Source organism: Exiguobacterium profundum, from assembly GCF_042652865.1.
GTDB lineage: Bacteria > Bacillota > Bacilli > Exiguobacteriales > Exiguobacteriaceae > Exiguobacterium > Exiguobacterium profundum.
In genome coordinates this window covers 169,018-188,275 of record NZ_JBHSHG010000004.1, presented here as the reverse complement: position 1 = coordinate 188,275, position 19,258 = coordinate 169,018, and the positions used below count along the sequence as shown (strand labels likewise).

The following is a 19,258-nucleotide window of genomic DNA, read 5'->3' as shown; positions in this document are numbered from 1 at the left end:
GAAGGAAACAATTATGTATAATCTTAGCGAAGAATTAGTCAAAGGGATGAACCCGGAACAAGCAGAAGCGGTGAAGCATACGGATGGCCCGCTGTTGATTATGGCGGGTGCAGGGTCTGGGAAGACTCGTGTCTTGACCCATCGTGTCGCCTATTTGATGGCGGCGAAGCAAGTGGCACCGTGGAACATTTTAGCGATCACGTTCACGAATAAGGCAGCACGAGAAATGAAAGATCGGATTGCGCGTCTTGTGGGTGGTGTCGCCGAAGACATTTGGATTTCTACATTCCACTCCATGTGCGTCCGGATTTTACGACGCGATATCGATCGCATCCGCTATGACCGGAGCTTTTCTATTTTAGATGCCTCGGATCAATTGACAGCAATCAAACAGGTGTTGAAAGAATTGAACCTCGATCCGAAGAAGTACGAACCGCGTACCCTTCTCGGGATGATTTCAAATCATAAAAATGAGCTGCGTACGGCGAAAGATGCGGCTGCCCTCGTCGGGAACAATCCGTACGAGCGAATCATCTCGGACGTCTACACAGCGTATGAGAAAAAGTTGAAACAAAACAATGTGCTCGACTTTGACGACTTGATTATGAAGACGATTCACTTATTCCAAGAAGCACCGGACGTGTTGGCGTTCTATCAGAAGAAATTCAAGTACATCCATGTCGATGAGTATCAGGATACGAACCGTGCCCAATACACGCTCGTCAAACTTCTCGCACAGGCACACGAGAATTTGTGTGTCGTCGGGGATTCGGATCAGTCCATTTACCGTTGGCGCGGTGCCGACATCGCCAACATCTTGACGTTCGAGAAAGATTATCCGAGCGCCCATGTCATCTTGCTCGAACAAAACTATCGTTCGACGAAACGGATTTTAGAGGCGGCGAACGGCGTCATCCAAAACAACGCTTCCCGGAAAGAGAAGAACTTGTGGACTGAAAATGACGAAGGGGAGAAATTGTTGCTCCATGTCGCATCAGACGATCGCGACGAAGCGTTCTTCATCATGAACCAGATGAAAGAGCTGAAGATGGAAGGGATGGACTACGGACAGATGGCGGTCCTTTACCGGACGAACGCACAATCACGTGGACTTGAGGAGATGCTCCTCAAATCGAACATCCCGTACAAGATGGTCGGCGGGACGAAGTTCTATGAGCGAAAAGAGATCAAGGACGTCCTCGCATACTTGCGATTGATTGCCAACCCGGATGAGGACATCTCGTTCGTTCGCGTCGTCAATGAGCCGAAACGTGGGATTGGTGCTGCGACGATTGATAAACTAGGGGATTTTGCAGACATGCAGGGCGTCTCACTCATGGATGCGATTCGTGACATCGAATTGTCAGGCATCGCCCCACGCACTGCGACGAAACTTGCGGATTTCCGTCATATGATGATGGATTTACGACAAATGGCGGACTACCTCTCCATTTCAGAACTCGTTGAGGAAGTGTTGAAAAAGACAGGTTATGAAGAGATGCTCAAAATCGAGAAGACGCTTGAGGCGGAAAGCCGACTTGAGAACTTGCAAGAGTTCTTGTCGGTCGCCCAAAACTTTGAGAAAGAGAGCGATGAACAGACGCTTGTCGCCTTCCTCACGGATTTGACGCTCGTCTCAGACCTCGATTCACTTGATGAGGTCGATGAGTCACATCAAGTTACCCTGATGACGTTGCACTCGGCGAAGGGACTTGAATTCCCGGTCGTCTTCCTGATTGGAATGGAAGAAGGGCTCTTCCCGCACAGCCGTGCCTTGAATGACGAGGAAGAGATGGAAGAAGAACGTCGTCTCGCGTATGTCGGGATCACCCGTGCCGAGAAGCGTCTCTATTTGACACGTGCTCAGTCACGAATGCTGTACGGTCGCTTTCAAAACAACCCAGAGTCGAGATTCTTGCATGAGTTGCCGGAAACGTTGTTAGAGCGGTCCGGTAAGGCGAGAAAACCGATGCCATGGAACCCGGTCGAGTCACCAGGGAAGTTACCAGTGAATGGCTTTAGTTCGAAACCGAAGCCGAAACTCGCCCAATCATCCGGTGCCGAAACGGTCGGCTGGAATGTCGGCGACAAAGCGAATCATAAAAAATGGGGACAAGGGACGGTCGTTCAGACACGTGGTGAAGGCGACCAACTCGAAGTCGACATCGCATTCCCGGAAGTCGGGATCAAGCGCCTATTGGCTAAATTTGCCCCTATCGAAAAAGCGTGAGGTGAGAATATGGAGATAAAAAAGCGAGTAGAGTTATTAAGAAAAAAAATAAATCAATATTCACATGAGTATCATGATTTTGATCAACCAAGTGTGCCAGATGCAGAGTATGATCGTCTCATGGATGAGTTGATTGAAATTGAAAATAACTATCCTGAATTAAAAACTTTTGACTCACCTACTCAGCGAGTCGGAGGAACACCTTTAAGTTCACTCAATAAAGTAAGGCATGATACTCCTATGTTGTCTTTAGATAAAGTGACTTCTATTGATGAATTATCTAAATGGATAGACAGAGTCAGAAGTGATTTAGGATACACGCCAAAATTTGTAGTTGAATTAAAATTCGATGGGCTTGCAGTATCTTTAAAATATGAAAATGGTCGTTTAATTAGTGGAGCAACTCGAGGAAATGGAGTAACTGGTGAAGATATTACTCAAAACTTGAAAACAGTTGGTACTATTCCATTGCGTCTTAAAAAAGATATCACGGTGGAAATTAGGGGCGAGGCTTATATGCCAAAGCACTCGTTAGAAAAATTGAATAATGAGCGGAAACTTAAGGATGAAAAATTGTTTGCAAACCCAAGGAATGCTGCAGCTGGTTCGCTTAGACAATTAGATCCAAAGATAGCTGCGTCAAGAAATTTAGCCTTTTTTGCATATGGATTAATTGAAAAAAATGAATTAGTTTCAAATCAAAGTGAAGCACTGGATTTTATGAAGAAAATTGGAGTAAGAGTGAGCAAAGACTACAGAGTATGTAAAACAATCGAAGAATTGTGGGATTACATTGAGTATTATGAAAAAAATAGGGACGATCTTCCATATGATATTGATGGTATAGTAATTAAAGTGTCAGGCTACGAAGAGCAAGAACAACTTGGATTTACAGTAAGAAGTCCGAAATGGGCAGTTGCTTATAAATTCCCTGCTAGCGAAGCTGTAACAACGATTGAAGAAGTTGAATTTAATGTAGGTAGAACAGGGAAGATTACTCCTAGAGCACGTTTTTCTCCAGTTCCAATTGCAGGATCCACAGTAAGTTTTGCTACTCTTCACAATGAAGATTTTATCAAAGAAAAAAACCTTCATATTGGAGATCGTGTAATTATAAAAAAGGCGAATGATGTTATTCCAGCGGTGGTTTCTGCTTTAGAAAATGAAAGAACTGGTAAAGAAAAGCAGATTGAATTTCCACAATACTGTCCCGTGTGTCAATCTCGGCTAATAAGATTAGAAGGAGAAGCGGATTATAGATGTGTGAATCCGCAGTGTCCGGCTCAATTAGTTGAAGGACTTGCACATTTTGCTTCGAAAAAAGCTATGAATATTGAAGGCATGGCCAAAAAGGTAATTCAACAATTACACAATTATGGATTAGTTACAACAGTTGCTGATTTATATAAATTAAAAATTGAAGAATTACTTTCTTTAGAAAGAATGGGAAGGAAATCTGTAGATAACTTGCTTAAAGCAATAGATAAATCAAAAGAAAATTCCTTGGAAAGAGTATTGCTTGGATTAAACATCCGATTTTTAGGCGAAAATTCAGCAAAACTAATCGCAGAAAAATTTAAGACTATTTACGCTATCATGGATGCGTCAGTTAATGAATTAAAAGATGTAGATGGTATTGGTGAAAAGACTGCAGAGTCAGTAAAGTTATATTTTGAGAGAACAGAAAGTCGCAATCTTATTTCTGAACTTGAAAAGGAAGGAGTAAATCTGACATTCAAGGGCATGCAGAGAGCAGTTGATGATAATGCACCCTTATCTGGTAAAACGGTCGTATTGACTGGGAAATTACATGAGATGACCCGCGGTGAGGCCGGGAAGCAGCTTGAACTTCTCGGTGCGAGTGTGACGGGGAGTGTGAGTAAAAATACAGACTTACTCGTGGCCGGTGAAAAGGCTGGTTCAAAACTGACGAAAGCCGAATCGTTAGGCATCGAAGTTTGGGATGAGGCGAAACTTCTCGATTTTATAAATGAACACGCATAAGACGTTTCGCTTCGGCGAACGTCTTTTTTCACGTTGGGTTTTGTAAAATTTTATGAGATTGAATAGGTTCGCACAAGCATTCGAAGGGTATAGATTAACTAGATCAAAATGCTAATATATTTTTGCGAGAGAACCCTTTGACATCATGACTTTCACACACACATTCCTCTCATTCCTCTACGTGGTGAACGTCGTCATCGGAACGATTGCGATTCGAGCGCTTGTTTTCACCTTAGAGGAGGGACCGACATCATGACACACAACATCCAGCGCTTCGTTGCCTTATTTACCATCCTCATGTTCCTTTCAATCTTATTTGGGGTGCCTACCGCCAAAGCGGACACGACCACGTTCCGGTATATCCAAGTGAATTTGACAGATGAGGAAAGCGAAATATTATATGAATCAAGTCTCGTCTATGAAGGAATCACGTATTACGGGGTCCGTGAATCTGCTGACATTTGGCGCTTTATGATTGATGCAGAAACGGTCGATGACTCATTGATTGACTTGGTCTCCCTTTATAATGCTGAAGGTGTTCCGTACACGTTTATCCCGAATACCATCACGCAAGCGTATCCCGTCGAAGTGAAGGAACCACCTGTTGTGACTGAACCAGATGAACCAGAAGAGATGGTGCCCCCTGTTGAAACAGAACCAGAGCCGGTCGTGGAAGAACCGACGATTGAACCGACGTTACCGAAGCTCGCCGTTGAAGCAATCAACATCGCCGCAGTCGACCGAGCCGTTGTCGGAGGCGAAATATCGTATACGTTCATTGTAGAAAACACAGGAGACACGCCGATGACGGTGACAGAATTCTCTCATGAGTATGTGAGCGGAGACATCGATCATCAATCAATCGAATCGTTCAATCAACACGTATTTGATCGTTTGAATGAATTAATAGGAGAAGACGGTCTCTTGCCGGGGGAACGGGTGGAAGTGACAGAAATCTTATCGATTCCGACCGGATATTTGTTCGACGCACATCCTGAAATCGGCAGTGTCTTTCAAGTGACCGGGGTGGATGAATTCAACCGGGTCGTCACATCAGAAAGTCAACAGATTATCTTTTTACAAACACCAGACTTCAACGTGAATGCGACGGTTGAGAAGGCGACCGTTCAACCGGGAGAGCCCGTTCGCTATACGTATACGGTCACCAATCCTTCGAAAGTTACCTTATTTTTAGCGGACGCGATGCTCACATGGCCAAGCGGTGCCTTGACAGAAGAAGAACGAAACCAGGCAAATCAACGATTCGCGGAGCAAGTCGAAGCAATTCCTACTTTCAGAGACGGACTCGGTCCGGAAGAAGAAGTGACGTTCTCGTTTGAGCTTCCGCTCCTCCCATCTTATGATGTGAGAGCCGGGGCTGAATTGATTCAACGTGCCACATTCATCTTCGAGGTGGATGAAGGGATAACGGTTACTCGCTCCGTCGACGTACCGGTGGCGGTGAAGCAACCTGTTCCGACTAAAGAAGAGCCAAAACAAGACGCTAACAAGCAGAAGTCAGAAGTGAAAACCACACCACCTGTCGTGAAAGTCGTCGTCAAAGAGAGTGGGGCGCCACGAGTCGAGCACATCGATGAAGCCGATTCGTACGCTCAAGATGTGCTCCCGATGACAGGAGAAGCGGATGATGCGTGGCATGCCATGCTCGGTACGCTTCTTTTCGCGTCGGGACTCCTCTTGTTGATTCGTCGCAACCATCCGTCAACGAAACCATAAATCGACATCCCTTCTCGTTCATCCGAGAAGGGATTTGTTCTGATTCCGCTTCGATACTTTTTTCGTGGAACGATTTTGTTATAATGGACAAAGTGAAATAGGAAACGATGTTCAAAGGAGCTAGACATAGATGAAATGGAAACAACTCGTCATCCCGACAATCGCCTCGGCGCTATTGTTGAGTGGATGTTCAATGAAAATACCGATGGGTGAAGAAGAAGCGACACCAACTGGGGACGAAACAGCGGCCGAAGGCGTCACACAAGCGATTGAAGCCCGTGACTCGTATTACCAAATGGTCATTCCGTTCAAACCGGCGGCAGCGAGAGGGCTCGCCCAACGTCAAGTCAGTTCATCGTTAGAACTCGAAGAAGTCGAACTCGGTCTCATGCGTCACTCAACGGACGCGTTCGACCCGGAAAAGTTCGCTTATCAAGAGGGACAGCTGTTGAACGCGGAGGATGTATCTCGTCTGCTCGCACGGAAAGATAAAAGTAATGAAGGGTTGACCCCCTTGAACCCGGCTTATGCGGATGGCAAGGCAGAAGTCGAAGACGACAAGTTCGTCGATGCGAACAAGAAATCACCGCTTTATTTAGCTTCGATTGTCGAACAGAATTACATGACGAAAGAGGACAGCGGGTACCAGGTTGGGGGCGTATCGTTTGCACTTATTTTGAACCGTGAATATGTCTTCCAAGCACCGAACTATGGTCCGACGTATACCGTCAAACTCGATCAAAAGAAAGTAATCGCAGAAGGGGAACGTATGGCGAACGAGCTCGTCTCCCAATTACGAAAGCGTGAAGACTTCAAGGACCTCGATATCAATGTCGCGCTCTATATGAAATCGACACAAGGTTCACCGACACCGGGGAACTATATCAAGTCGGCCTTCGTTGGGACGGCGGATCAAGTCAAATCGGGCGACTGGAAAGCGATCGATGAGAAGTACTACTATTTCCCGTCGACATCGGCGACGTCTGACGTACGCGAGGACGCGCAGAAATTTACGCTCTTCAGCGATCGGATTGCCGACCTTTTCCCGGACTATAGCGGGATGATTGGGAAGGGCTTTTATCAGAATGGAGATCTATCGAGAATGGAGATTGATATCCCGATTCAGTTTTACAGTCGCGCTGAGCTCGTCGGCTTCACACAACACGTGGTCGGCTTGCTCGAAAACCGTTGGGAATATAGCCGGAACGTTCCGGTTCGTATCAACGTGACGTCACTTGGCGGAGACCCTGAAGTGACGATTGTGTTTGAGGACGGCATGGATAGCCCGAAAGTCTACTTCTAATCGAGAAGAGGTTCGTTTTTTGAAACGAATCTCTTCTTTTTTTCGTATGAAAAGTGAAAGGATTATCTTTGACCTTATTTGACCAATTGAGTAGAATAGAGTTAACAGAAACGGGAAAGGGATAGGTGAGGTGAATCCATATGGCTAAAAACTATTACGACGAGCTCGGTGTCTCCAAGGAAGCGACCGAGCAAGAGATTAAACGCGCATACCGGAAACTGGCGAAACAATACCATCCGGACGTCAATAAAGACCCTGGCGCACAAGAACGATTCAAGTCGGTCCAGGAAGCGTTTGACGTATTGAGCGACCCAGAGAAAAAGGCGAACTATGATCGATACGGTAGCCCGGATGGACCGTCGTTCGGACAAGGGTTCGGTGGCGGTGGAGAGACTTACGGGGAAGGCTCGTCACAATTCGAAGATCTATTCCGACAATTCGGAGGCGGATCACGTACGACCTCTCGGACTTTCGGATTTGAAGATATGTTCGGAAGCTTCTTTGACCAAGCAGTCGAGGAAGACTTGGATGAGACTGTTCGTGTCAACATCCCGCTCAGTCAATTGACGAAAGAGTCGAAAGTGAGTCTACGTCTTCAAACGGGTACCGTGAACGTCAAAATTCCACAAGGTGCCTACGAAGGTCAGAAGTTGCGGTTGAAAGGAAAAGGTAGCCGCGTCGGACAATCGGGAAACCGAGGAGATGTATATGTCGAACTTCACTTTGCGGATGACGATACGTATCGTCGTGAAGGAGAGCATATCGTGACCGTGAAACGATTGCGTCCGCTCGACTTTTTAGACGGGGCGAGCGTCATCGTTGCCACGCTCGACGGGGGACGCGTGAAGCTGAAAGTGAAACCGGGAAGCCGTCCGGGACAACGGATGCGGATTCCTGGTCGCGGTGTCATGACCGGCTCGAAGGTGCGGTCGGACTTATTCGTCCAACTCGAGGTCGACCTGCCTCTTGATGAGACGTACCGTTCTGTTTATGAGCAAATCGAACGTTAATGGATAAGGAGGAATCGTGATGGACTTTAATCGTTTTACAGATAAAGCACATGAATGCATTGTCAGTTCACAGGCGTTAGCGAAACAATATCATCATAGTGAAATCAATGAGTGGCACGTCTTGGCGTCCATGATTTCGCAGACGGACGGGATTGCGCCGTTGCTGTTTCAAAAAATGGAGATCAACGTGTCTGAGATTGAAGGCGAAGTCGCGCTTTCTCTGAAACATGCGCCGAAACTCCAAAACCCGACGACACCGATGATTTCAGCCTCTCTCTTAAGCGTCTTGACGACTGCGGAACGAGAAGCGACGGGGATGAATGATGAGTACGTATCGGTCGAACATATTCTACTCGGTATTTTGTTGAACAGCAGTCAGGCACAGACGATGCTCGAACGGAAAGGTGTCACCGAAGAACGACTCCGTGAGGCGCTTGTCGCTGTGCGTGGGAACCGTCGCATCACATCAAAGTCGCCTGAAGCGACTTATGATGTCTTGACGAAATACGGACGCGACCTCATTCAAGAAGTGAAGACAGGTAAAATCGATCCTGTCATCGGACGTGACAGTGAGATTCGTCGTGTCATTCGAATCCTAAGTCGGAAAACAAAAAATAACCCTGTCCTCATCGGAGAACCAGGGGTCGGGAAGACAGCGATTGTCGAAGGGCTCGCCCAGCGCATCGTTCGTGGAGATGTACCGGAAAGTTTGAAAGACAAAACCATCTTCAGCCTCGATATGAGCTCCCTCGTTGCCGGTGCGAAATATCGCGGAGAGTTCGAGGAACGTCTACAGGCCGTCTTGTCCGAAGTGAAAGAAGCGGAAGGCACCATTATCCTCTTCATCGATGAACTTCACACGATTGTCGGTGCAGGGAAGTCTGAGGGGTCGATGGACGCCGGTAACATGTTGAAACCGATGCTCGCCCGAGGCGAACTGCATTGTATCGGCGCGACGACGCTCGACGAGTATCGCCAATATATCGAGAAGGACCCGGCCCTTGAGCGGCGTTTCCAACAAGTACTTGTCGCTGAACCGGATGTCGAGGATACGGTTTCCATCTTGCGCGGTTTAAAAGAACGCTTTGAGATTCACCACGGGGTACGCATCCATGACAACGCGCTCGTCGCGGCGGCTGTGCTATCCAATCGCTATATCACGGACCGCTTCATGCCGGACAAGGCGATTGATCTCGTCGACGAGTCGTGTGCGATGATTCGAACAGAGATGGAGTCGATGCCAGCTGAGCTTGATGAATTGGTCCGTCGGGTCATGCAGCTTGAAATCGAAGAGGCGGCTCTTAAAAAAGAGAGCGATGCCGCTTCCATGAAGCGACTTGAGGCGCTCCAACAGGAATTGGCTTCTATCCGTGAACAGTCTGATTCGTTACGTCTCCGTTGGGAGAATGAGAAGGAGTCGACGCACCGCGTACAACAAATCCGTGGAGACCTTGAGAAAGTACGTCTCGAGTTACAAGAGGCAGAGAGTCGCTATGATTTGAACCGGGCCTCGGAACTGAAATATGGACGAATCCCGGAACTTGAGCGGGAACTAGAAGAAGCGGAACAGTTGGCGAGTTCGGTGACGCGTGAGCTCGTGCGTGAAGAAGTGACGGAAGAAGAAATCGCCGAGGTCGTCTCGAAATGGACGGGGATCCCGGTGACGAAACTGACAGAAGGAGAGCGGGATAAGCTTCTCAATCTAGAAGCGGTTTTGCATAAACGTGTGTTCGGACAAGATGATGCGATTCGTCTTGTCAGCGATGCAGTCATTCGAGCACGTGCTGGCATCAAAGACCCAAACCGTCCGATTGGTTCATTCCTTTTCCTCGGACCGACGGGGGTCGGGAAGACAGAACTCGGGAAAGCGCTCGCGGAAGCGATGTTTGATTCAGAAGACCATATCGTTCGGCTGGATATGAGTGAATATATGGAGAAACATGCCGTATCGCGTCTCGTCGGTGCCCCTCCTGGCTATATCGGTTACGAAGAAGGTGGACAGTTGACGGAAGCGGTTCGCCGTAACCCGTACTCGGTTCTCTTACTCGATGAGGTCGAGAAAGCGCATCCGGACGTCTTCAATATCTTGCTACAATTGCTCGATGATGGTCGATTGACCGATTCGCACGGGCGCATCGTCGACTTCAAAAATACGATTGTCATCATGACGTCGAACATTGGGGCGGACATCTTGCTCGAAGCGGCGAAAGATGGCGTGATTGATGAGGACGAAGAGCGTCAAGTGCTCGACAAACTCCGTCGTCATTTCCGTCCTGAATTCTTGAACCGGGTCGATGAAACGATTCTGTTCCATCCCCTCACGAAAGATCAAATCGGTCAGATTGTCGAGAAAGCGGTCGGACGGATGAGCGAACGGCTCACGACACGCTCGATTTATATCGACATCACCGATGCAGCCAAAACGTTCGTTGCTGACGAAGCATATGAACCTCAATTCGGTGCGCGACCGATCAACCGGTATGTACAACGGACGATTGAGACGAAACTTGCCCGTAGCATCCTCGCTGGAGATGTCGAGGATGGGCAAACGGTCATCATCGATGTCGAGAACGGGGCGTTGACGTTACGCCCATCGACAGTCAATGCATAAAGAAAGAGGAATCCAAAATCGGATTCCTCTTTTATGTACGCCGACGCTTTCTTCTCAAAATTAAATAACTGATCCCAATAAAAATGAGGTAGAGTACCGTCCCAAAAAATGAGTTGAATACCCATGGAATTGTTCCCATGAAGCTGGCACGGGTCGCTTCTTGGAACCAGAGCAGTAGCCAAAAGAATAAGCCAAGACTCGTTGCGAGGAGAACAAAAAATCCCGTCATGCCTTGTTTCGTCAATTGCTTGATTCCGAACCCAAGTAAAGCCGTAACAATGAAAATTGTACCTAACCCAATATAGAACAATCCGTCAATCGGTAAAGTCTGCACGGACACACCCTCTTTTCACCATCAGATTCATATAACCCAATCTTACACGGAGAGGGAATAAATGGGAATCATTATTGTGACACGAGAGGACGTTCTGGTTGATAGATACAGTACGGTTCTGATTCTTTGAAATCGCCAGTGACCGCATAGGCTCTAGCACGCGAACCACCACATAGATAACGATACTCACAATACCCACACTTTCCGTGATGACTATCCGGATCACGTAGCGCCTTGAATGTCGGATGATGGCGATAAATATCGGCGAGAGGTGTCGTTCGGACGTTTCCGCAGGTGATTGGTAAAAATCCGGACGGCTGTACGTCCCCTGTATGTGAGATAAAGACGAATCCGTTGCCGTCATTTGTCCCACGAGGGGCTTTTGCCAAATCGTCATGTGGATGTCCGATTGGAGGGAGTCCTGCTGCCCGGCGTCGCTGATTTTCTTGGCGGGCGACTCTCCGATAAAATTGGGCTTCCGTCGTCGAGATGATGAAGGGTGCCGTCTCTTGTATGGAGAACGCCCATTTCAATACTTCCTCATGTCGCTCTGGTGTAATGGGTTGTAACAGGGATCCGCGTCCGGTCGGCACGAGGAAAAAGAGCGTCCAGACGGATACACCGAGGGATTCTACGAGCTTCGCCATTTCCGGTAATCGATCGACATTGTATTCGGTCACCGTCGTATTGATTTGAAATGACATCCCTTCTTCTCGGAAATATGAGATTCCTCGAATGGTACGGTCGAAGCTGCCACGTGTACCGCGGAAGTAGTCATGCGTCTCGGCGTCCGGTCCGTCAATAGAGAAGGCCCAACGTGACAAACCAGCTGCTTTTGCCCGTTTCACGGCATCGTGAGTTACACGAGGTGTAGCTGAAGGTGTCATCGAGACGCGCATCCCAAGGGAGGAAGCATATGCGGTCAATTCAAATAAATCTTCACGCATGAGAGGATCACCGCCCGTAAAGACGAGAATCGGGTTATCCATCGCATGAATCTCGCGAATCAATGCCTTCCCTTCTTCCGTGTCGAGTTCGTTTTCGTAACGATGAAATTGTGCCTCTGCCCGGCAGTGGACGCAGGAGAGCGCACAGGCCCGTGTGACTTCCCAAATAACGATGAACGGGTTCTCGTTATAGTCGATACGTTTCATACCGTCACCGCCTGTCGAAGATGTAAGTGATCGACCGCCCGTTTGGCGGAATCCACGCAGTCAGGTAATCCGACCCCATGGAGAATGGCGCCACACGCTTCGACGCCGTCCCACTTCAAAAGTGCTTCTTCGAACGCGCGGACGTCCTGTTTATGACCGACCTCATACTGTGGCATCGTTTGAATGTGTCGCTCGACATTCGTGAAGAGGGGAGTCCCGACTTTTTGAATGCGTCGAAGTTCGCCTAAAGCGAAGTTTGCGATTAGATCATCCTCTTCATGGAGCAGGGACGGGACATGTTCTGAACTGATATACATGCGGAGCAATGCTTTTCCTTTAGGTGCTAGGTGTGGCCATTTTTTATGCATCCAGCTACAAGCGGTCAAAGCGTTTCCTTCCGATTTGGCGATGACGTAGCCGGTTCCATCTAACGCATCCACTTCTGACTCGTCGAAGGCGGCGAGTACGGTCATCGAAGAGGTACGTTTTAACGATGACAAACGTTCGGCTTCCGGGAATCCGAGCAAAGGTCCGAGTGCATGCGGCGATGTGGCCATAATGATGCCATCAAACTGTTCGATCGTCCCATCGGCAAATGTGACTTCATGAGGTCGAACGGATTGAACGACCGTCTTTAACATGAGTCGATCAATCGACGGACGGAGCGCCTCGACGAGTGCTCCGAGTCCTTGCTCAATTGACAGGAACTTACCAGTCTCGGACGGCTTTACACCAGCTTGGACGGGAGGAGTGAGTGCTTTCATTCCGAGAATCAGACTGCGAGTTTTTTGTTCAATCGTGATAAACTGAGGGAAAGTAGACTCGATGCTCATGTCATCGAGTGTCCCGTTGTAAATCCCTGACAGAAGCGGTTCGATCATTGTATCAACTACTTCGGAGCCAAGTCTCGTCCGAAAGAAATGGTCGAGCGAGATATCCTCTCCTGCATACACGCGTGGAATCACGAGATCGAATCCGGCGCGAAGTTTTCCTCTCCAAGTAAAGAGATCCGTTTTGACCATCGGCCAAAACTTGGTCGGGATGCCCATGACCGATCCGGCCGGCATCTGTCTCAGTTGCTTCCGTACGTAAATGTAAGAAGTCCCGGTTCTGGAGCGGACGAGTTGATCTGCGAGACCTAGACTTGTAATAAGTGATGTCAAGGTCGGCTTTCGTGCCATATAACCGTCGGGTCCAGTCTCTAACGTAAAACCATCCTGATAAATGGTCTTAATTTTTCCACCGAGACGCTCCTGCGCCTCAATCAATGTGACATGAGCTCCGGCTTCTTTGGCATAATAGGCTGCGGCAAGTCCGGTGATGCCACCTCCGATAATCGCGATTCGATTCAATTGATTCACCCATTTCTCTAAAATTGTTGTCGTCTTAACGGTACCGAGAATGTTGATGGAGATATAGGATAAGTGTCACGGACTTCTAGACAAATTTGTCACGAATTCGAAAGGGGACGATGGAATGGCTTCCTTCCTCATCGTTGCGACTCTTGTGATGGTGGGCATAATTGGGTTTATTGTGGCGATGAATCGGCATGGAGAAAAGTTGGTTGGAGATGAGGAAAGTCCACCGATGATTTGGGCGGATGAGGACTGGTATAAAGATGATGGACCACCGGACGGATAATATGATAAGATGACCCGGTTGAAATTTGATGGAACATGAGGTGATGGAATGAATGTACTCGAACAACAGTTGAACCACTTGGTTGATGAGTGTCGTCCGTACACGGCTCAAGGGAAAGTGGCGGACTATATCCCTGAACTCGCACATGTGAAAAACAATTTACTCGGGGTGGCGATTTGTTTGCCGGATGGTACGTATATTCACGCGGGGGATGTTCATCACAAGTTTACGATTCAGAGCGTATCGAAGGCGCTCACACTTTGTTATGTATTGATGGAGTTCGGGGAGGACTATGTCTTTTCGAAAGTAGGGATGGAGCCGACGGGGGACGCATTCAACTCCATCGCCAAACTCGAGGAAACGGTCCCGTCAAAACCACTGAATCCGATGATCAACGCCGGAGCGTTAGCGGTGACGAGTATGATTTTGGGGGAGACGGCAGAACTCAAAATCTATCAGTTCCGCCAGTTTTTAGCGACGTTGTTAAATCGCTCGGTCGAGGAGGTCACGTACGACGAAAAAGTCGCCCGCTCTGAATACGAGACGACCGACTTGAACCGTGCCCTGCTCTATTTCATGCGTCATCATGGAATTGTGGATGGAGACGTCGATGAAATCATTGATGTGTATACGAAACAGTGTGCCATCGAGATTGATTGTTTTGATTTGGCGCGAATCGGGCGTGTCTTTGCAGGGAATGGAGAAGACCCGGATACGGGCGAAGAGTTGATTCCACGTCGGGTCGTCCGAATCGTCAAGGCCATCATGACGACGTGTGGCATGTATGATGCATCGGGTGAGTTCGCTGTCCGGGTCGGTCTTCCAGGAAAAAGTGGGGTATCGGGTGCCATCTTGGCGGTCGGGAACCACGAACTGGACTTGAATAACGTTGGGTTTGGCATATTTGGCCCGGCACTTGATTCAAAAGGGAACTCGATTGCCGGAATGAAGTTGTTGGAACTACTGATTGAGCGCTATACTTCGCGCTAAATCGAGAGGTGCTCCACAGATGCATCGAGTTCCTGCTGTAATGTTTCAATTTTTCTGTCGTATGCAGACTGTAGTTCAGCTGGAGGGGTGAAGGCGCGCCAACGCTTTAACAGTTGGTCATGGTCGTTCATATCACCGAGTTCAGTTTGCATCTTTTTTAACGTGCGGACAGTGTCCATCGAAGCATCCGATTCATAGCTTAGCAAGTACTCATGTAAGTAACGTTCGCGTTTGACGGCTAAACGGACTTTATGGAGTGCTTCAAGCTGTTCTTTTCCATCGGATTGTTCGTGATAGACGCGTACACGTTGCTTGCGCTCGCTTTTCGCCTTTTCTAACATCGGAGAGGCGTTCGTTTTTTTGAACGCACGAAATAACGGTCCGCCGATGAAACGACGTACTTGTTGATCGAGCGACGGGGTCATTTTTTCACTGACGCGGGTCGAAAGGATCGTCCGTGCGATGGCACGTTCTGTCTCCATCGCTTCAAGAAACGCATGGTCGAGTTCGGTTTTGGAATCAAACGTTTCGATGAGGACGTCGAGGTCGCGCACATGACCTAGTGCCTCCATCAATTGTTTGAGTTGTCGGAACGTCGCCGGCTTCGTTTCATATAGTTGCATAAACGTGATCAATTTCCGTAGATGAACGCGAGCGCGATGAATATCCTCGGAATTGTTGAAGGTGAGGGCTTCCGTCACATAGTGATTGAACGTGTTCCACGTTTCCAACAGTTCAAATTTAAGCTTTTCTGCATGCCGTTGATTCATGATTATAAGTTCCTTTCTGAAAAAGAGATGAGGGTTGTCCATGTACCAAACACATTCATTAAACGAAAAAATCAAACTGTTCTTCACGATTTTCTTTCCAATTTTAGTCACGCAAGTGTCTTTTTATTTGATTAGCTTTTTTGATACCGTCATGTCCGGACGGGCGGGTGCCGTCGATTTGGCAGGTGTCGGAGTCGGTTCAAGCTTGTGGATGCCGGTGTATACCGGACTGAGTGGAATCTTGCTGGCGGTGGCCCCGATCGTTTCGCAAGCGCTTGGTGCGCGAGACCGTCAACAGATTCAACGAACCTTGTTTCAAGGTATCTATTTAGCCATCATGCTAAGCGTAATCACGCTGACGTTGGGTTCATTCCTTGTGCCGATGGCAATCGAGAGCATGGGGCTCAGTGTAGAAGGGAAACGAATCGCGACGCAATACTTGCTTGCCCTTGGATTCGGTGTCTTGCCGATGTTCCTGTTCAATGTGCTACGCACGCTCATGGATGCCTTGGGCAAGACGCGAGTCTCGATGATCCTCATACTATTAGGGTTACCCATTAATGTCGGATTAAATTACATCTTCATCTTCGGAAAACTGGGGGTGCCGGCGTACGGCGGAGTTGGAGCGGGAATCGCCTCAAGCATCACTTACTGGCTACTCTTCTTCATGGCCTTCTTCTTCGTGAGAAACGGGAAGCCATTCCGCGAATACAAGTTTTTACGGACGACCGAACGAATGGTCTGGCTCCGACAAAAAGAGCTGTTACAACTTGGGACGCCAATCGGGCTCGCCATTTTCGCAGAAGTCAGCATCTTTGCGGCGGTCACGGTATTGCTCAGTTCATACGGTGACCAAATCGTCGCGGCTCACCAAGCGGCGATTAACTTCGCTTCGTTTGTTTACATGTTGCCACTCTCAGCATCGAGCGCATTGACGATCGTCGTGGGGTATGAGCTTGGCGCGAAACGACTGCAGGATGCCGTCCGCTATGCAAAAATCGGGCTCGCGCTCTGTCTCGGTGTTTCTATCTTTTCCGGTGCTTTTTTGTTTTGGCAAAACGAACGGGTCGCGGCTATTTATACGAATGATCCGACGGTCGTGGACCTTGCAGCTCACTTTATGATCTTCGCTGTATTCTTCCAACTGTCAGATGCTGTCGCGGCACCGATCCAAGGGATATTACGTGGCTTTAAAGACGTCAACATCACGCTCGTCCTTTCACTCGTCGCTTATTGGGTCATCGGTTTACCACTCGGGTATGTCTTGGCAGAGCACGCCGGATTTGGACCAGACGGTTATTGGATTGGCTTGATTGCCGGGCTCGCAGCCGGAGCGGTCTTGTTATTCCTCCGGTTAGTATGGATTGTCCGGCGCTACGGGACGGTTCAATCGACATAAAAAAGGAGAAGATTGTTCGCAAATGTGAACAATCTTTTATTTATTTAAAATTGGTCTATACAACTATACTTTTATCCGATATGATAACATGGAGGAAAACAAAAAGGAGTGGTGAACCGATGGGGACATTGATCAATGCTCGTATCGTGTCAGCAGAACAAACATGGGAACATGGATATATCAGATGGAATGGTCAAACGATTGATGAGATTGGATCGATGGACCAGTTTGAACAACAGGATGAACCTGTGATTGATGTCGCTGGAGCGCTCGTGACACCGGGTCTCATCGATGTGCATATCCATGGGGGATATGAAGTCGATACGATGGATGCGGATGAATCAAAACTTCGACGATTGAGTAACGACATGCTACAGGAAGGTGTCACGTCCTTTTTCGCGACGACGATCACGCAGTCAAAAGAAGCGATTGAGCATGCATTGAAGGCAGTCCGAAATGTCATCGAAGCGCAGGATACGACACTCATCGGAATCCACTTGGAAGGTCCATTTGTCAACGTGGAGATGGCTGGGGCACAACCGGCAGAATATATTATCGACCCGGATGCCGAGCAGTTCCGGAAATGGCAAGAGCTTGCCGGCGGTCATATCCGTCTTGTCACTTATGCACCGGAACGTCCAGGTGCACGTGAGTTTGAAGCTGTTCTTCGCGAAACCGGTGCAATCGGTTCGGCGGGCCATACGAGTGCGACATTTGAAGAGAACAAGCAGGCGGGCGTCAAACATGGGACGCATCTTTATAACCAAATGCGTGGGTTGCACCATCGAGAACCCGGAACGGTTGGGTATTGTCTCTTAGAGGGTGGGGTCATCGCGGAAATCATTCCGGATGGGATCCATAGTCGTCCGGAGATGGTCGACTTCGCGTTTCGCTTAAAAGGAGCAGATGAACTTGTCGTCATCACGGATGCGATGCGAGCAAAAGGACTTCCGGACGGACAATATGAACTTGGCGGTCAACCGGTCATCGTAGCGGACGGGGCTGCGCGACTTCAAGCCGGAAACCTGGCGGGCAGTGTGTTGACGATGGATGCTGCCTTTCGAAACATTCAGGCATATACGGGATGTACGGTGGAAGAAGCGGTCAAAATGACTTCGACGAATGCGGCCAAAGAATTCGGATTGACGACAAAAGGAGACATCAAATCGGGGTTTGATGCAGACCTTGTCGTTTGGGATGACACGACACATGTTCAGATGACTTTTGTCAAAGGTCGAATCGTATATGAACGGGAGGAACAAAGATGAATGTACTAGTCGCAAAGACGGCGAACGATGCGGAACGAATCGCCTATACGCTAATCAAAGAACGGATTTCAGGGAAACATGACTTCGTACTCGGTCTCGCAACCGGTAGCACACCGGTCGGGATGTATCAGATGTTTAAACAGGACGCGCTCGACTGTAGCCACGTGACGAGCGTCAATTTAGATGAATACATCGGATTATCGCCCGAACATCCTCAAAGTTATAACCGCTTCATGAAAGATCGACTCTTCGATGAGGTACCATTCAAACAAAGTCACCTCCCTCAAGGGGACGCGCCGGACTCGGAAGTGGAAGCATCACGTTATGAAGAACTTGTTCGGACACTCGGTGTCGATTTACAGCTTTTAGGGATTGGTGAGAATGGGCATATCGCCTTCAATGAACCGGGTACAGCGCTCGATGCGAAGACACATGTGACCGAACTCACGGAGTCTACTCGGGAAGCCAATCGTCGATTCTTTGATCGGTTAGAAGATGTACCGACACACGCCATCACGATGGGGCTCGATACGATCATGAACGCACGTGAAATCGTCCTAGTCGCGACAGGGGAGCGGAAAGCGGAAGCGGTGCAGCACATGATTGAGAGCGTACCGACGGTCGACTGGCCGGCCACGATCCTTCAGGCCCATCCTAGTGTGACAGTCGTACTCGACGAGGCGGCGGCATCACACTGTGCGGAATCCTTACAAGCCCGTGGACAAGAAGCGGCAACACGATTTTTTACCATTCGGGATTAACGGACCTGCGGAGTCATCTCCGCGGGTTTTTCTATGTTCAACTATG

General features: G+C 48.5%; 15 protein-coding genes. 11 read left to right on the top strand and 4 right to left on the bottom strand.

What is annotated here, in order from left to right; translation table 11 throughout:
* The first annotated feature begins 13 nt into the window (after window positions 1-13).
* The 6 genes from pcrA to clpB all read left to right on the top strand — a co-directional run bounded on the left by pcrA (window position 14) and on the right by clpB (window position 10,895).
* Window positions 14-2,230, top strand: a complete 2,217-nt coding sequence (pcrA, locus tag ACFO4U_RS13405; RefSeq protein ID WP_215244319.1) for a DNA helicase PcrA — start codon at window positions 14-16, stop codon at window positions 2,228-2,230.
* Window positions 2,231-2,239: 9 nt separating this feature from the next.
* Window positions 2,240-4,234 carry an NAD-dependent DNA ligase LigA gene (gene ligA, locus ACFO4U_RS13400; protein WP_214734110.1) on the top strand — a complete coding sequence of 665 codons (1,995 nt, stop codon included), beginning with the start codon at window positions 2,240-2,242 and terminating at the stop codon, window positions 4,232-4,234.
* A 252-nt stretch (window positions 4,235-4,486) separates the two neighbouring features.
* Window positions 4,487-5,971 (top strand): LPXTG cell wall anchor domain-containing protein, encoded by a 1,485-nt coding sequence (locus tag ACFO4U_RS13395; RefSeq protein ID WP_215244320.1) that lies wholly within the window; start codon window positions 4,487-4,489, stop codon window positions 5,969-5,971.
* A 130-nt stretch (window positions 5,972-6,101) separates the two neighbouring features.
* Window positions 6,102-7,274: a CamS family sex pheromone protein gene (locus ACFO4U_RS13390; RefSeq protein ID WP_015880725.1), complete on the top strand. Its 1,173-nt coding sequence runs from the start codon at window positions 6,102-6,104 to the stop codon at window positions 7,272-7,274.
* 140 nt (window positions 7,275-7,414) lie between these two features.
* Window positions 7,415-8,284, top strand: coding sequence for a DnaJ C-terminal domain-containing protein (locus tag ACFO4U_RS13385; RefSeq protein WP_031420934.1), 870 nt, complete (start codon window positions 7,415-7,417; stop codon window positions 8,282-8,284).
* A 19-nt stretch (window positions 8,285-8,303) separates the two neighbouring features.
* On the top strand, window positions 8,304-10,895 hold the full coding sequence (gene clpB, locus ACFO4U_RS13380; protein ID WP_215244321.1) for an ATP-dependent chaperone ClpB: 2,592 nt from the start codon (window positions 8,304-8,306) through the stop codon (window positions 10,893-10,895).
* A 31-nt stretch (window positions 10,896-10,926) separates the two neighbouring features.
* Here clpB and ACFO4U_RS13375 read toward each other — a convergent pair whose 3' ends face one another.
* The 3 genes from ACFO4U_RS13375 to hemG form a co-directional block, all read right to left on the bottom strand.
* On the bottom strand, window positions 10,927-11,229 hold the full coding sequence (locus ACFO4U_RS13375; protein WP_211781728.1) for a hypothetical protein: 303 nt from the start codon (window positions 11,227-11,229) through the stop codon (window positions 10,927-10,929).
* Window positions 11,230-11,300: 71 nt separating this feature from the next.
* Window positions 11,301-12,383 carry a TIGR04053 family radical SAM/SPASM domain-containing protein gene (locus tag ACFO4U_RS13370; protein ID WP_215244322.1) on the bottom strand — a complete coding sequence of 361 codons (1,083 nt, stop codon included), beginning with the start codon at window positions 12,381-12,383 and terminating at the stop codon, window positions 11,301-11,303.
* A complete protein-coding gene (hemG, locus tag ACFO4U_RS13365) occupies window positions 12,380-13,744 on the bottom strand; it encodes a protoporphyrinogen oxidase (RefSeq protein WP_215244323.1) in 1,365 nt (454 codons plus the stop codon). Before hemG ends, ACFO4U_RS13370 begins: the two co-directional genes overlap by 4 nt.
* A gap of 115 nt (window positions 13,745-13,859) precedes the next feature.
* On the opposite strand from hemG, the gene ACFO4U_RS13360 reads away from it, so the two are divergent.
* A complete protein-coding gene (locus ACFO4U_RS13360) occupies window positions 13,860-14,024 on the top strand; it encodes a hypothetical protein (protein WP_167365524.1) in 165 nt (54 codons plus the stop codon).
* 48 nt (window positions 14,025-14,072) lie between these two features.
* Window positions 14,073-15,014, top strand: a complete 942-nt coding sequence (glsA, locus tag ACFO4U_RS13355; RefSeq protein WP_215244324.1) for a glutaminase A — start codon at window positions 14,073-14,075, stop codon at window positions 15,012-15,014.
* On the opposite strand, the gene ACFO4U_RS13350 is transcribed toward glsA, so the two are convergent.
* Window positions 15,011-15,784, bottom strand: a complete 774-nt coding sequence (locus tag ACFO4U_RS13350; protein ID WP_196431620.1) for a CHAD domain-containing protein — start codon at window positions 15,782-15,784, stop codon at window positions 15,011-15,013. The two genes, glsA and ACFO4U_RS13350, sit on opposite strands and share 4 nt — an antisense overlap.
* A 40-nt stretch (window positions 15,785-15,824) precedes the next feature.
* Between ACFO4U_RS13350 and ACFO4U_RS13345 the strand changes: the two genes are divergently transcribed.
* The 3 genes from ACFO4U_RS13345 (at window position 15,825) to nagB (ending at window position 19,212) form a co-directional block, all read left to right on the top strand.
* Window positions 15,825-17,183, top strand: a complete 1,359-nt coding sequence (locus ACFO4U_RS13345) for an MATE family efflux transporter (RefSeq protein ID WP_211781723.1) — start codon at window positions 15,825-15,827, stop codon at window positions 17,181-17,183.
* Between the two features lie 119 nt (window positions 17,184-17,302).
* Window positions 17,303-18,451, top strand: coding sequence for an N-acetylglucosamine-6-phosphate deacetylase (gene nagA / locus ACFO4U_RS13340; RefSeq protein ID WP_215244325.1), 1,149 nt, complete (start codon window positions 17,303-17,305; stop codon window positions 18,449-18,451).
* Complete coding sequence (nagB, locus tag ACFO4U_RS13335; RefSeq protein WP_074037815.1) at window positions 18,448-19,212, top strand: glucosamine-6-phosphate deaminase; 765 nt, start codon at window positions 18,448-18,450, stop codon at window positions 19,210-19,212. The genes nagA and nagB overlap by 4 nt, the downstream gene beginning before the upstream one ends.
* The last annotated feature ends 46 nt before the right edge of the window (window positions 19,213-19,258 follow it).

Bases quoted from the DNA above. Each gene is read 5' to 3' on its own strand.
- clpB (WP_215244321.1), top strand. From the start codon at position 8,304: ATGGACTTTAATCGTTTTACAGATAAAGCACATGAATGCATTGTCAGT.
- ACFO4U_RS13350 (WP_196431620.1), bottom strand. From the start codon at position 15,784: ATGAATCAACGGCATGCAGAAAAGCTTAAATTTGAACTGTTGGAAACG.
- ACFO4U_RS13385 (WP_031420934.1), top strand. From the start codon at position 7,415: ATGGCTAAAAACTATTACGACGAGCTCGGTGTCTCCAAGGAAGCGACC.
- ACFO4U_RS13360 (WP_167365524.1), top strand. From the start codon at position 13,860: ATGGCTTCCTTCCTCATCGTTGCGACTCTTGTGATGGTGGGCATAATT.
- glsA (WP_215244324.1), top strand. From the start codon at position 14,073: ATGAATGTACTCGAACAACAGTTGAACCACTTGGTTGATGAGTGTCGT.
- ACFO4U_RS13370 (WP_215244322.1), bottom strand. From the start codon at position 12,383: ATGAAACGTATCGACTATAACGAGAACCCGTTCATCGTTATTTGGGAA.
- pcrA (WP_215244319.1), top strand. From the start codon at position 14: ATGTATAATCTTAGCGAAGAATTAGTCAAAGGGATGAACCCGGAACAA.
- ACFO4U_RS13390 (WP_015880725.1), top strand. From the start codon at position 6,102: ATGAAATGGAAACAACTCGTCATCCCGACAATCGCCTCGGCGCTATTG.
- nagA (WP_215244325.1), top strand. From the start codon at position 17,303: ATGGGGACATTGATCAATGCTCGTATCGTGTCAGCAGAACAAACATGG.
- nagB (WP_074037815.1), top strand. From the start codon at position 18,448: ATGAATGTACTAGTCGCAAAGACGGCGAACGATGCGGAACGAATCGCC.
- ligA (WP_214734110.1), top strand. From the start codon at position 2,240: ATGGAGATAAAAAAGCGAGTAGAGTTATTAAGAAAAAAAATAAATCAA.
- ACFO4U_RS13395 (WP_215244320.1), top strand. From the start codon at position 4,487: ATGACACACAACATCCAGCGCTTCGTTGCCTTATTTACCATCCTCATG.
- ACFO4U_RS13345 (WP_211781723.1), top strand. From the start codon at position 15,825: ATGTACCAAACACATTCATTAAACGAAAAAATCAAACTGTTCTTCACG.